Source organism: Candidatus Pelagibacter sp. PS_37, assembly GCF_059417825.1.
The window spans coordinates 36,069-49,989 of record NZ_CM182067.1 but is presented as its reverse complement, the minus strand read 5'-3'; the positions used below and the strand labels follow the sequence as shown (position 1 = coordinate 49,989).

General features: G+C 28.6%; 10 protein-coding genes and 1 tRNA gene. 5 read left to right on the top strand and 6 right to left on the bottom strand.

The annotated features are described in order from the left end of the window. The first annotated feature begins 17 nt into the window (after nucleotides 1–17). The 3 genes from AC5SL9_RS00225 to AC5SL9_RS00215 are packed head-to-tail and all read left to right on the top strand — an operon-like array spanning nucleotide 18 to nucleotide 3,318. A complete protein-coding gene (locus AC5SL9_RS00225) occupies nucleotides 18–545 on the top strand; it encodes a J domain-containing protein (RefSeq protein ID WP_006997453.1) in 528 nt (175 codons plus the stop codon). After that, nucleotides 535–1,509 (top strand): cobaltochelatase subunit CobS, encoded by a 975-nt coding sequence (cobS, locus tag AC5SL9_RS00220; RefSeq protein ID WP_494574080.1) that lies wholly within the window; start codon nucleotides 535–537, stop codon nucleotides 1,507–1,509. The genes AC5SL9_RS00225 and cobS overlap by 11 nt, the downstream gene beginning before the upstream one ends. Next, nucleotides 1,510–3,318, top strand: coding sequence for a cobaltochelatase CobT-related protein (locus AC5SL9_RS00215; protein ID WP_271741896.1), 1,809 nt, complete (start codon nucleotides 1,510–1,512; stop codon nucleotides 3,316–3,318). On the opposite strand, the gene AC5SL9_RS00210 is transcribed toward AC5SL9_RS00215, so the two are convergent. Then, nucleotides 3,315–4,595, bottom strand: coding sequence for an ActS/PrrB/RegB family redox-sensitive histidine kinase (locus tag AC5SL9_RS00210; RefSeq protein ID WP_494574079.1), 1,281 nt, complete (start codon nucleotides 4,593–4,595; stop codon nucleotides 3,315–3,317). The two genes, AC5SL9_RS00215 and AC5SL9_RS00210, sit on opposite strands and share 4 nt — an antisense overlap. 2 nt (nucleotides 4,596–4,597) lie before the next feature. Beyond that, the gene (locus AC5SL9_RS00205) at nucleotides 4,598–6,655 is read right to left on the bottom strand and encodes a DNA gyrase subunit B (RefSeq protein WP_011281715.1); all 2,058 of its coding nucleotides are present in this window, start codon (nucleotides 6,653–6,655) and stop codon (nucleotides 4,598–4,600) included. A gap of 151 nt (nucleotides 6,656–6,806) precedes the next feature. Between AC5SL9_RS00205 and AC5SL9_RS00200 the strand changes: the two genes are divergently transcribed. Further along, on the top strand, nucleotides 6,807–7,577 hold the full coding sequence (locus AC5SL9_RS00200) for an FkbM family methyltransferase (protein ID WP_494574078.1): 771 nt from the start codon (nucleotides 6,807–6,809) through the stop codon (nucleotides 7,575–7,577). 5 nt (nucleotides 7,578–7,582) lie between these two features. Here the strand turns inward: AC5SL9_RS00200 and AC5SL9_RS00195 are convergent. Further along, nucleotides 7,583–7,672, bottom strand: a tRNA-Ser gene (locus AC5SL9_RS00195). Nucleotides 7,673–7,717: 45 nt separating this feature from the next. Here AC5SL9_RS00195 and AC5SL9_RS00190 point away from each other — a divergent pair. Continuing rightward, nucleotides 7,718–8,602 (top strand): hypothetical protein, encoded by an 885-nt coding sequence (locus AC5SL9_RS00190; RefSeq protein WP_494574077.1) that lies wholly within the window; start codon nucleotides 7,718–7,720, stop codon nucleotides 8,600–8,602. A 13-nt stretch (nucleotides 8,603–8,615) separates the two neighbouring features. Here AC5SL9_RS00190 and lepA read toward each other — a convergent pair whose 3' ends face one another. The 3 genes from lepA to pheS are packed head-to-tail and all read right to left on the bottom strand — an operon-like array spanning nucleotide 8,616 to nucleotide 13,896. Further along, nucleotides 8,616–10,421 (bottom strand): translation elongation factor 4, encoded by a 1,806-nt coding sequence (gene lepA / locus AC5SL9_RS00185; protein ID WP_494574076.1) that lies wholly within the window; start codon nucleotides 10,419–10,421, stop codon nucleotides 8,616–8,618. A gap of 2 nt (nucleotides 10,422–10,423) precedes the next feature. Next, nucleotides 10,424–12,832, bottom strand: a complete 2,409-nt coding sequence (pheT, locus tag AC5SL9_RS00180; RefSeq protein ID WP_494574075.1) for a phenylalanine--tRNA ligase subunit beta — start codon at nucleotides 12,830–12,832, stop codon at nucleotides 10,424–10,426. After that, the gene (pheS, locus tag AC5SL9_RS00175; RefSeq protein ID WP_494574074.1) at nucleotides 12,829–13,896 is read right to left on the bottom strand and encodes a phenylalanine--tRNA ligase subunit alpha; all 1,068 of its coding nucleotides are present in this window, start codon (nucleotides 13,894–13,896) and stop codon (nucleotides 12,829–12,831) included. Before pheS ends, pheT begins: the two co-directional genes overlap by 4 nt. Nucleotides 13,897–13,921: the final 25 nt, after the last annotated feature.

The following is a 13,921-nucleotide window of genomic DNA, read 5'->3' as shown; positions in this document are numbered from 1 at the left end:
ATTTATTACTATATAGCATGAAAAATATTTGTGATTGGAATAATTGCTTTGATACTGGTGAATATAAGGCACCAATTGAGAAAGATAATAGCAAACGCTACAGATTGCTTTGCTTAGCTCATGTTAAAGAATTCAATAAAAATTGGAATTATTTTAAAGGAATGGATGATGAGCAAGTATTTGATTTTTTAAAGTCTGACATGACCTGGCATAAACCCACTCAGAGCTTTAGCTCTTCAGATAATTTTTTTAAAGTTCTATGGAACAACACTTTAAAAGATGAGTTTGATAAAACCAAACTTAGAGGTGAATATAACCATATGAATCAATTCAAATTTGATGCTAATGATATTAAAGCTTTTAGTATTCTGGGTGTTTCAGTTGGCCAAAAATGGGAACAAATACAAGATCAGTTCAAAACTCTTGTCAAAAAATTTCACCCTGATATTAATTTGGGAAATAAAGAATACGAAGAAAAACTTAAATTAATTACTTTGGCTTATACTCAGCTAAAAAATACTTATAAGGAAAAAATTGACACCTAATTTAAACATACAGCCAGACATTAAAATGTCTTTAAAGCAAAGCTTTGGAATTGATTCAGATATGGAAGTTGACGCTTTCTCTAAAAGAAGTGAATACGTTCCCGAAATAGATAAAAATTATAAGTTTGATAGAGATACTACCCTTGCTATCTTATCAGGTTTTGCTTTTAATAAACGTGTCTTGGTTCAAGGTTATCATGGTACAGGAAAGTCTACTCACATTGAACAAATCGCAGCTAGATTAAACTGGCCTTGTATTAGAGTGAATTTAGACAGTCATGTAAGTAGAATTGATCTTATTGGAAAAGATGCAATTGTTGTAAAAGATGGAAAACAGATTACTGAGTTTAAAGAAGGTATTTTACCTTGGTCCATTCAAAACCCTGTTGCACTTGTTTTTGATGAGTATGATGCAGGAAGACCAGACGTGATGTTTGTTATTCAAAGGGTGTTGGAAGCCGAAGGTAATTTCACTCTTTTAGATAAAAATAAAGTTATAAAACAAAATAAATTTTTTAGATTATTTGCGACTTCAAATACAGTTGGTCTAGGGGATACAACAGGATTGTACCATGGTACTCAACAAATTAACCAAGGGCAGATGGATAGATGGAATATTGTAACATCTTTAAACTATCTTAGTCTTGATAGAGAAATGGAAATCGTTCTTACTAAAAATAAAAATTTAAACAATCCAAAAGGTAAAGAAAAAGTCTCTAACATGATTAAAGTTGCATCTTTAACTAGAAAGGGCTTTATAGCTGGAGATATATCAACTGTAATGAGTCCAAGGACGGTACTTCATTGGGCTGAAAATGCTGAAATTTTCAAAGACACAGGTTATGCTTTTAGGGTCACTTTTTTGAATAAGTGTGACGATATAGAAAAAAATATAATAGCTGAATATTATCAGAGATGTTTTGGAGAAGAATTACCAGAGTCGATGGTTAATATTCAGATCTAAATGAGCTCAAAAGAAAACAATTTTAAAGAGCAATTTAAACAAGCATTAATTTCTACAGCTAAAGTAATTTCTGAAGATTATAAATTAGATGTAAAAAAATTAGATAAAGATTTAAGTAATAAAAAAACTGATTTTTTTGATATAACCAATTTATCAAATAAAAATGATTTTGTTAAACTAAGAGCAGAAACTGACTCTGGTGCCTTAAAGAAAAAATTTTCAAATAAAGAAATATTTAATAAAAACCTACCTAATAATCCTTCTTGTAAATCTTTATATAATATTGCCGAAAAAATCAGGTATGAACTTCTTGGCGGCAAAATGCTTAAAGGAGTTGGAAAAAATTTAAGTGAAAATTATAACCAAAAAATACTTTCTAATCGTAAAGAACAATTAAAAAATAAAGAAGATGTTCCTGTTAATGAAGCTTTTGAATTATATATGTTAAACAAATTCTTTAAATTAGAACTCAATGATGTGTCTACAAAAATGTTAAATTTTTGGAAAAAAGAATTTGACAAATCTATTGATAAGCATTTTGATTTTTTAAGTAAAAATTTGGAAGATCAAAATAATTATAGTTTAAAATTTTCAGAAATTTTAGAGAATATGGATGTCTTTGCTTCAAATAATGAGGAAAATAATGAAGAAAACGATGAACAACAAAATGAGCAAGACAATAAATCAGAGAACGATAATGACGGCCAGTCTGATGACAAAGAGGAAGAAAATAAACAAGATGATAGCCAGACTAGTTTAGATGCTGGCTTTGATCTAAGCGACCAGCAGATGGAAGAACAATTAGAAGACTCGGATTCTTTAAAAGAGAGTGCAGAAAGTGTTTTACAAAAAACAAATATTGATAATATTGATCAAGATTACAAAGTATTCACCACAGAATTTGATGAAATTGCAAAAGCTGAAATATTAGAAGATATAAAAGAAACACAAAAATTAAGAAAAAATTTAGACCAACAACTTGTCGGGTTTCAAGATTTAATTACTAAGCTTGCTAACAAACTACAAAGGCAGCTCCTTGCAAAACAAAATAGAGCATGGGAGTTTGACTTAGAAGAAGGTTTATTAGATAGCTCAAAATTAACTAGAATAATTATGGATCCTTATAATTCTTTATCTTTTATGAAAGAAAAAGATCTTGATTTTAAGGACACAATCGTAACCTTGTTAATAGACAATTCTGGTTCCATGAGAGGTCGGCCAATAACAATTGCTGCACTTTGTGCAGATATATTATCTAGAACCTTAGAAAGATGCTCAGTAAAAGTAGAGGTTTTAGGCTTTACTACAAAAAATTGGAAAGGTGGTAAAAGCAGAGAAGCTTGGACTAAAAATGATAAGCCAAAAAATCCTGGAAGATTAAATGATTTAAGACATATAATTTATAAAGGTGCAGACACACAGTGGAGACAGGCAAAAAACAATATAGGCTTAATGCTTAAAGAAGGATTATTAAAAGAAAATATTGATGGGGAAGCTATTTCGTGGGCCTATAATAGAATTAAAAAAAGAAAAGAAGAACGGAAAATACTGATGGTTATTTCAGATGGTGCCCCAGTTGACGACTCTACTTTATCTGTTAATTCAGGAGATTTTTTAGAAAAACATTTAAAAAAAATGGTTAAATTTATAGAAACTAAGAGTGACGTTGAAATTTTAGCTATCGGTATTGGGCATGATGTTTCCAGATATTACAATAAAGCTATTAAAATAACAGATGTGCATGAACTTGGAGATGTAATGGTTTCTCAATTGAGTGGCTTATTTGAAAATAAAAAAAAGCTACATTAAAGTTTTAAAAGATCATCATTTTTCCATTTAATACTTACTTCAGCCCCACTTCTTGTTTGGGAATTTCTACATAAAATATTTGCATAATTTTTTTCAAGTAAAGTTTTGCCTATAAAAATTCCAAGACCTAATCCAGATTTAGATTTTATTGAAGACTTAAAAGATTTAATATAAGGCTCTCCAATTTTACTCAAAACATCTTTTGGGTACCCCTCACCATCATCTTCAATCATAACTTCTGTGAAATCATTATCACTTTTTATGTTAATAAAAATCTTATTTTCAGAAAACTTATTTGCATTACCGATAAAATTTCTTAGCCCATAAACAATTTCTATTGATTTAGTTATATTTAGTGGATTTGAATTTTGATCATAATTTACAATAAAATCTTTTTTACTTGTTTCTTGGAATGACTTAACTATTTCACTCACGTATTGTGCCATTGTTAAATCGCGATCAATAAAATTATCTTCTATTATTGGGTTTAATGTTAATTTTTTTAAAATTTCACTACATCTCTCTAATTGACTGGATAATAACTCAATATCTTTTTTAACATCTTCATTATCTTTAAATCGCTTCAATAAATCAGTGGAGATTATCTTCATTGTTGAAAACGGTGTACCTAATGAATGTGCAGCAGCAGCAGCCTGCCCCCCTAATGATAATAGCTCATGTTCTTTTGACATGATTTCTTCCATTTTATTTAGTGCCTCTTTCCTTATTCTAGATTCTGATCCGAAGGTTAATGCAAAATAATTTAAAAAAATTAAAGCAATAATTAATGCTATTGGAATTGAATAGTAATAATAGCTGTCTACGTGAAAATGTTCTTTAATTGGATAGGGCAAAGGTTGATTAAAAAAAGTAAGAAAAATAATCACTAAAACTGTGAAGCTAACTAACAATAAATTACTCCTAAAACCTAAATTAGATGATGAAAATATAGCCGGGATAATCAAAAAAATTGAAAAAGGATTTATAATTCCACCTGTTAAATAAATCAAACAACTCAGTTGTAAAATATCAATAGATAAAAAAAGAAATGCTATTTTATCTGACAGTTGTGTGTTTTTATTAATATAGATTAAATAAAGATTACTTAGCGCTCCAATCAAAATTATCAAATTTTCTAAGATTAGATTAAATCTAAAATCAAAAACAAAATAAATAATATTAACTGTTATAAGTTGGCCAATAATAGCAATCCATCTTAAATTGATGTAGGTCGATTTTTTTAATGAAAAATATTTAGAAGTTTCGAAAAACTTCATTATTAGATATCTAGATTTTGAACATTAATTGCATTTGAAACAATAAAATCTTTTCTCAATGCAACATCATTACCCATTAATGTGTGTATTAAATCTTGATCTTTTTTTATATCTTTTGAGTATTGTACTTGTAATAAATTTCTTGTTTCAGGATCTAACGTAGTATTCCATAGCTCTTCTGGGTTCATCTCTCCTAATCCCTTAAACCTTTGAATACTCATTCTAGATTTTTCATCTTCATAAGCTTTAGTGAATTCTTTTGTTCCTTTTTTAATTTTTTGTAATTCTTTATTATTCTTTAAAATATAATCTTCTAACTCTTTTTCATCTTTTATATAAATGCCTTTTGTTCCTTTATTGATCTTGAATAAAGGTGGCTGTGCAAGATAAACATGTCCATTTTCAATTAGTTTATTAAATGGCTTATTGTTAAAGAATGTTAGTAATAATGCTCGTATATGAGAACCATCAACATCAGCATCAGTCATGATAATAATTTTTCCATATCTTAAATCTTTCAAATCAATATCTTCAACTTTTGGATCAAGGCCAAGTGCGTTAATTAAAGTCACAACCTCATTAGATGACATCATTTTTGATAAAGATTTTGTTCTATGTTCGCTACCATCTCTATTGCTATTTTTTTTAAGAACAATCTCTTCCACATAGGTATTAAGAATTTTACCTCTAAGTGGTAAAACAGCTTGATTTGACCTATTTCTTCCTTGTTTAGCAGAACCACCCGCAGAATCTCCCTCAACAATAAACAATTCAGTTCCTTCTTGTTTACCTATTTGACAATCTGCCAATTTTCCAGGTAATCCACTTAATTCTAAAGCGCCTTTTCGTCTAACATTTTCTCTAGCTTTTCTAGCAACATCTCTTGCCAGAGCTGCCTGCATTACTTTAGCTAAAATAATCTTAGATAAAGTTGGGTTTTGATCAAACCATATTGAAAGTTTTTCACTAACAATGCTTTCTACAATCATTCTAACTTCTGATGAAACAAGCTTATCTTTTGTTTGAGAAGAAAATTTAGGGTCAGGTATCTTTGCTGAAATTACACATGTAAGACCTTCTTTAATATCATCTCCTGAAATAGTTAATTTATTTTTTTTTAATAAATTATGCTCTGTAGCGTATTTATTGATAACTCTAGTAAGAGCGCTCCTAAATCCTAATAAATGAGTTCCACCATCTTTTTGATAAATGTTATTTGTATAAGGATAGATGTCTTCTCCATAACTTGCATTCCACTTTAAAGAACATTCAATTTCAATATTGTCTTTTTTTCCTTCAATATAAATAGGCTTCTTAAATAAATCATTTCCCGTTTTATTTACAAGTTTTTCTCTTTTTTCGTCTAAAAAATCAACAAATTCTAAAACTCCTCCATCAAACTTAAATACAATTATTTTTTCTTTTTTTTGATTTAAATCGTTAACAGTTATTTTTATTCCCTTATTCAAGAATGCAAGTTCACGCATTCTTTTAATAATTATACTTGGAGTAAATTTAATTGAAGAAAATATTTCTTTTGATGGTAAAAAAGTTATTTGTGTTCCAGTTTCTTTTGATTTTCCTATAACTTTAAGAGGTGCTTTTGAGGCTCCATCTTTAAATTCTATAAAATATCTATTTCCATCTCTATCTATCTCTAATTTTAATTTTTCTGATAACGCATTTACAACTGAAACTCCAACACCATGTAAGCCACCTGATACTTTGTATGAATCATGATCAAATTTTCCTCCAGCATGAAGCTGAGTCATAATAACTTCTGCAGCAGACATTTTTTCACCCTTGTGCATATCAACAGGTATTCCTCTACCATCATCTCTAACTGTAATTGTTCCGTCAGAGTTTATTTTAACATCTATATTTTTACAGTGTCCTGCTAAAGCTTCATCTATTGAGTTATCAACAACCTCATAAACCATATGATGCAAACCTGTTCCATCATCGGTATCACCAATATACATTCCGGGTCTTTTTCTAACAGCTTCAAGACCTTTTAAAACTTTGATAGAGTCAGCCTGATATGTATTTTTATTATTCATTTTTAAATATTTGGAAATTATCTATTTATATCACTTTTTAAATAAAATTGATGAATTTTGTTGTTTTTCTTAATTAAAATTTTTAAAAAAAAGGCCTATTTTAAGTGCTAATTTCTTCTAAAAAGATATCTGATTTAACATTTAAAAATTTATGAAATTAAGAAGTATATTAAGATCAATACCAATTTTAAAACGAATCTATCCATCTTTATTTCTTAAATTTTCTTATCTTTTGAATAAAAATATTTTTCTAAGTAAATTCAAAAATGTTTATCTTAATTTAGATATACGAGACCCAATCGATAGGTCTATTCTTTTATTTGATTTTTATGAGGACAAACAAATAAAATATTTATGCAAGATATTTAAAGAAAATAAAATTAATTATTTTTTTGATGTTGGGGCGAATTGCGGAATTTATTCATTAATAATATCAAAGTTATTTCCAAAAATTTCTACATTATGCTTTGAACCAGTTAAATTTACTTTTAAAAAACTAAAAAAAAATATTTCTTTAAACCCTAACCTTAAAAATATAAAAAAATATAATTATGGTTTATCTGACAAAAATTCAAAACTTAAGATGAAGGCATTATTTAAAAAAGAATTTATTCAATCTGGTGGGTATGGTGTTGTAAATAATAAAGATAACCTCAAAAACCTACATACTGAGTTTGCAGTGTTTAAAAAGGCTGATGACAAATTCAAGTATAAAAAAAAAACTATTTGTTTAAAAATTGACGTTGAAGGACACGAGGTTTTTGTTTTAAATGGACTAAAAAAAATTTTTAATAATAATAAAATATTTTTGCAAATTGAAATACTTCCCAATAATTTTATTAAGACTAATAGATGGTTAAATGATTTTGGCTTTAAAAAAATTAATAAAATAAATGCAGATTATTATTTTATGAATAAATAAATTAATGGCGGAGAGACAGGGATTCGAACCCTGGGTACCTTTAACAGTACACACACTTTCCAAGCGTGCGCTTTAAACCACTCAGCCATCTCTCCAATTTAAATTGAATATTATTAATATAATATTTATAACTATCATCAATGAAATTAGGAAGAAAAATTAGAAAAGCCAAAGCAAAGATCTTACTTTTTTTTAGAAAATATTTATTTAGAAAAGTTTATAATTTTATTATTTACCAAATTGCAAAAACTAAATTTTTAAAACATGTTCAGGCAAATAAAATAATTCTCCAAAAATCTAAAAACCTTGATCCTATAAATATATATGAATTTAAAATAACATCTCAAAATAATGAAGACGGAATAATTGATTTCTTGTCAAAGAATATAATAAAACCTGATAAAAAATTTTTTGAAATTGGTTTTGATTATCATGAATTTAATACTCTAAATCTTATAAAGCAAAATTGGTCTGGTGGTTTGATTGATGGTGACATTTTAAAATGTGACAAGCTTAAAGTATGTCTAGATAAGAATTTTTCAAACAAAAAGGTGGTAGTAAAAAACGAATTTGTTGATTATGAAAATATTAATGAAATTATTAAAAGTGTAATAACTGATGCTAATTTTGATTTTTTTTCTCTAGATACTGATGGTATGGATTATTGGATAATTGAAAAATTAAATTTTAATCCTAAAATTATTTGTCTTGAATTTAATCCTTGGTTAAATAAATTTAGTTCATTAGCAATTCCAAAACAAAAAAAATTTAATTATCAATCTGATATGTTTTATGGAGCTTCATTAAAAGCTTTTAAAAACCTATTAAACAAAAAAGGTTATAAATTAGTAGCTATAGAGAGTAGTGGTAATAATGCTTTTTTTGTAAGACAGATAGAGTTTAAGATAAAGTTTGATGAACTTGATATTGAAAAAAGTTTTAAGTACGACCCTAAATTTAGCTCTAGCGAATATAATACAGCTCACAATAATTTAATTAAAAGAAATTTTATTAGCCTAGAATAAAAATTTATTTTTTTTACTCTTTGCTAATTTTAAGAACACCAATAAATGCCTCTTGTGGTATTTCAACTTTTCCAAATTGTTTTCCTCTAGCTTTTCCTTTTTTCTGCTTATCTAATAGTTTTCTTTTTCTATCTCTAGCGCCACCACCATGAATTTTTGTTAAAACATCTTTTTTAAAACCTTTAATGGTTTCTCTTGCTATAATCTTTCCACCAATAGCAGCCTGTACTGGAATCATAAAATTATGACGTGGGATTAAATCTTTTAATTTTTCACATACCTCTCTTCCAATAGTTTGTGCAAAATCTTTATGAACCATCATTGATAAAGCGTCTACTGGCTCAGCATTAACAAGTATTCCTAATTTTACTAAATCCCCCTCTCTATGACCTATGATCTCATAATCAAAACTTGCATAGCCACTAGTCATTGATTTAAGTCTATCATTAAAATCAAAAACAACTTCGTTTAGAGGGATTTCATAATTTAAAACAGCTCTATTACCCGAATAACTTAGGTTTGTTTGTACTCCTCTTTTATCCTGACAAACCTTTATAATTGCACCTAGATATTGATCTGGTGTAATAATTGTTGCTTTGATCCAAGGCTCTTCAATAAATTTGATTAGCGTAGGTTCTGGTAAACTTGAAGGATTTTGTAACTCTATTATGTCTCCTTTGTTCATATGAACTTTATAAACAACCCCAGGTGTTGTGGTTAATAAATTTATATCAAATTCTCTTTCTAATCTTTCAGTTATAATTTCTAAATGCAAGAGACCTAAAAAACCACATCTAAAGCCAAGACCTAACGCAGATGAAGACTCTGCCTCATATGAAAAACTAGCATCATTTAATTGAAGTTTACCTAAACCATCTTTTAATTTTTGGTATTCAGAGCTATCTACAGGAAACAAACCACAAAATACAACTGGCTTACTAGGTTTAAATCCAGGAAGTGCTTCTTGAGGTGGTTTAGTTGCATCACAAATAGTATCTCCCACTTTTGTTTCTGATAAAATTTTTATTCCTGTTGTTATAAAACCAATTTCTCCTGCATTTAACTCATTAACATCAGTTGCTTTTGGAGTAAACACACCTACTTTTTCAATTATATATTCTTGGTCAGTAGACATCATTTTAATCTTCATATTTTTTGAAATTTTTCCATTAATAACTCTAACTAAAATAACCACCCCTAAGTAAGTGTCATACCAACTGTCAACTAATAAGCATTTTAAATCAGCATCTTTTTCTCCTTCTGGAGCTGGTAGTGACACAATAATTTGTTCTAGAATATCTTCTATACCCTCACCTGTTTTTCCAGAGCAAGGTATGGCATTTTCAGTATCAATACCAATGACCTCTTCTATTTGCTTCTTTGTTTTTTCTAAATCTGATGCAGGTAAATCAACTTTATTTAGTACAGGTACTATCTCGTGCTTGGTATCTAAAGCTTGATAAACATTAGCCAATGTTTGAGCCTCAACTCCTTGGGTACTATCAACAATTAAAATAGATCCCTCGCATGCATACAAAGATCTACTAACTTCATAGCTAAAATCTACGTGTCCAGGAGTATCAATTATGTTTAGAATGTACTCTTTACCATCTTTTGCTTTATAATTAAGTTTAACTGTTTGAGCTTTAATAGTTATGCCTCTTTCTCTCTCAATATCCATTGAGTCTAGAACTTGTGCCTTCATTTCTCTTTCAGTTAGACCACCACAACTATGAATTATCCTATCTGCAATTGTTGATTTACCGTGATCAATATGCGCAATGATTGCAAAGTTTCTGATGTGATCAATTTTTGTCATGATTATGATCTAATCTTAGCACCAGTTTTAGATTCAACAGCTGAAATAATAAGTTGATTAATTTTGTTTAAATCATCCTCAGCCAAAGTTTTTTCTAAAGATTGAATAATTACATTTAATGCAATTGATTTTTTACCTTCAGGAATATTCGCTCCTTCATAAACATCAAATACTTTGACAGATTTTATCAACTCTTTGTCTACATTAGAGATGGCTTCAATTAATTCTTGAACTTTAAAATTTTTATCTAAAACAAAAGCAAAATCTCTTTCTGATTTTTGAAAATCTGAATATTTATACTGAGTTTTTTGATCTTTTAATGATTTTTTTGGCTGTTTTAAATTGTCTAAAAATATTTCAAAACCCACTAAAGATTCAACTTTAATATCTAATTTTTTTAATATACCTGGGTGAATATCACCAAAAAAAGCAACTACTTTTTCTTTTCCTTTGTTAAGAAATATTCTTCCTGATTTTCCAGGGTGATAATAGCTTGGTGTTTCATCATCAATATAGAGCTTATCTTTATTATAACCTGCTTCAACTAAACTTTTGATAACATCACTTTTAACATCAAACACATCTATTAATCTTTCTTTTTCCAGCCAGCTCTGCCTAGCCAATTTTCCTGATCTCAATCCAGTAGCTACTGTCTGTTGCTCACCTGGCTCAGATCCTAAAAAAGTTGGACCTATTTCAAAAAATGACAAATCTTTAAATCCTCTTCCTAAATTCTTATTCAAATGAATTATCAAATTAGAAAAAATTGAACTTCGCAAAACGTTCAAATCAGAACTTATAGGATTAATTATTTTAATTTCTTTGTTATTTTCAATGAATAGTTGATTAATTTTACTGTCGGTAAAAGACCATGTGATAGTTTCAAAATACCCCTTAGAAGCAATAGATCTTTGTAAAAAATGAAATAATTTCTGTTTTAAATTTAATGTTTGTTTTTTTCTAACTTTTTCAGGATCAATAATTTTAATTTGATCATAGCCCTTAATTCTTACAAGTTCTTCTACCACATCAACTTCTTGTGAAATATCTGGTCTCCAAGATGGTATAACGACATCTAGCATTCCCTTACTTTCTTCAATTTCAAATCCTAGGTTATCTAAGATTTTTATCATTTCTTTTATATCAATATTAAATCCAGTAATTTTTTCAAACAAAGAAGGATCAAATTTTAATGATTTTTTTTTAACATCTTCAATTTTTTGAATATCAAATTCACTAACTTCACCACCACATATTTCCTGTATTAAATTAGCTGCTCTTTCCAGTCCTTGGTCAATTGATAATGGATCAATACCTCTTTCAAATCTAAATTTTGCATCCGTATCTATATTCAAGATTTTAGATGATTTTCTGATTGATCGTGGACTAAAGTAAGCAGACTCAATTAACACATTCTTTGTATCTAGTTCAGTTCCAGTTCTTATGCCTCCTATTATGCCTCCAAGACCTAATACACCTGACGCATCTGATATGACACACATCTCATCCTCTAATTTATACTCCTTATTATCTAATGCTTCGAATGATTCACCTTTTTTAGAATTTCTTACAACTATTCCTTTATCTATTTTATCAACATCATATGCATGAAGTGGTCTATTTAAATCAAACATTACATAATTTGTAATATCAACTATTGCTGAAATAGGTTTTTGGCCTAGAGCAATTATTTTGTCTTTTAGCCACTCTGGACTTTCAGTATTTTTTACTCCTTTAATTAAACAACTACCAAAGGATATACATGCTTGATTTTTTTCATTTTCAATTTTTACACTAATTGTTTGTTTATTTTTTTTATCAAGTTTTTTTTCTTTTTGATTTATTAATCTTCCCGCACCTGCAGCAGCTAAATCTCTTGCTATCCCTCTAACCCCTAAGCAATCTGCTCTATTTGGTGTAATAGAAATATCAATTACATTTAAATTTTTTTTTGGAAAATAATTTTCTCCTACTTTTTTGTTATATTTTTCTGGTAAAAGCTCTGTTATGCCATCACTTTCGTTTGATATGTTAAGTTCAGATTCTGAACAAAGCATTCCATATGAGGTTACACCTCTTATTTTACTTACCACCAATTTCATTTTATTTTTTGGCACTACAGCGCCAGGAGGAGCATAAATTGTTAATAAACCCTCTTTAGCATTTGGAGCTCCACAAACAACTTTTACTGGTTTGCCTAAACCTATATCAACATCACATACTCTAAGCCTATCTGCATCAGGATGCTTTTCAGCCTTCAAAATTTTAGCAATTACAAATTGATCAAGCTCTCCTGATTGACTATCAACACCCTCTACTTCTAAACCAATATCTGTAAGTTTATCGATGATTTGATTTTCATTAAGTTTGGTATCTAAATGATCTTTGAGCCATGCTGTTGTAATCTTCATCGGCTTAAGCCCCTATAGTTTGTTGGGACATCTATTGGATCAAATCCAAAATGATTTAGCCATCTATAGTCACAATCAAAAAAGGCTCTTAAATCATTAATGCCATATTTCAACATTGCGAGCCTATCTATTCCTATTCCAAATGCATAACCTTGGAATTCATCAGGGTTTACTTTAACATTTTTTAAAACATTGGGATGAACCATTCCACAACCTAAAACTTCTAGCCATTTATCACCTTCCCCAATTACTATTTTTCCATCTTTTATTTCATAACCAATATCAACTTCTGCAGATGGCTCTGTAAATGGGAAATGACTAGGTCTAAATCTCATTTTAATTTTATCAACCTCAAAAAACTCTTTAATAAAATAATTTAAGCATCCTTTTAAATGCCCCATATTAATATTTTTATCAATATGTAGCCCTTCGACTTGATGAAACATTGGAGTATGAGTTTGATCGCTGTCAGATCTATATGTTCGCCCTGGTGCTATTATTTTAAAAGGTGGTTTATCATTAAGCATTGTTCTAATTTGAACTGGTGAAGTATGTGTTCTTAAAAGTAGCTCTTTTGCATCATCTAGATAAAAAGTATCATGCATATCTCTAGCAGGATGGTTATCAGGTGTATTTAACGCAGTAAAATTATTATATTCATTTTCAACATCTGGTCCCTCTTCTACACTAAAACCAATTTCTGAAAAAATTGAAGAAATTTCATCTATAACTTGAGATACAGGATGAATTTTTCCCTGAACAAAAGGTCTCTCTGGTAAAGTTATATCTATTTTTTCTTTTTCTAATTTTTTGTTAATCTCTTTTTTTTCAATATCATCAATTTTTATAGTAATTAAATTTTCAAGTTCACTTTTGACTAAGTTTAAATCTGATGCAAATTTTTTTCTTTCTTCTTCTGCTAATTTTCCAAGCTGTTTAAATTGCGAGCTGATTAACCCAGTTTTACCAAATAGTTCTGTTTTAATTTGATTAACTTGATTTAAATCCAAATTTTCTTTTAACTTTAAAAGAAATTCATCTTTTATTTTTTTAATATCAGACATATTTAGAGATTATTTCTTCACCGAA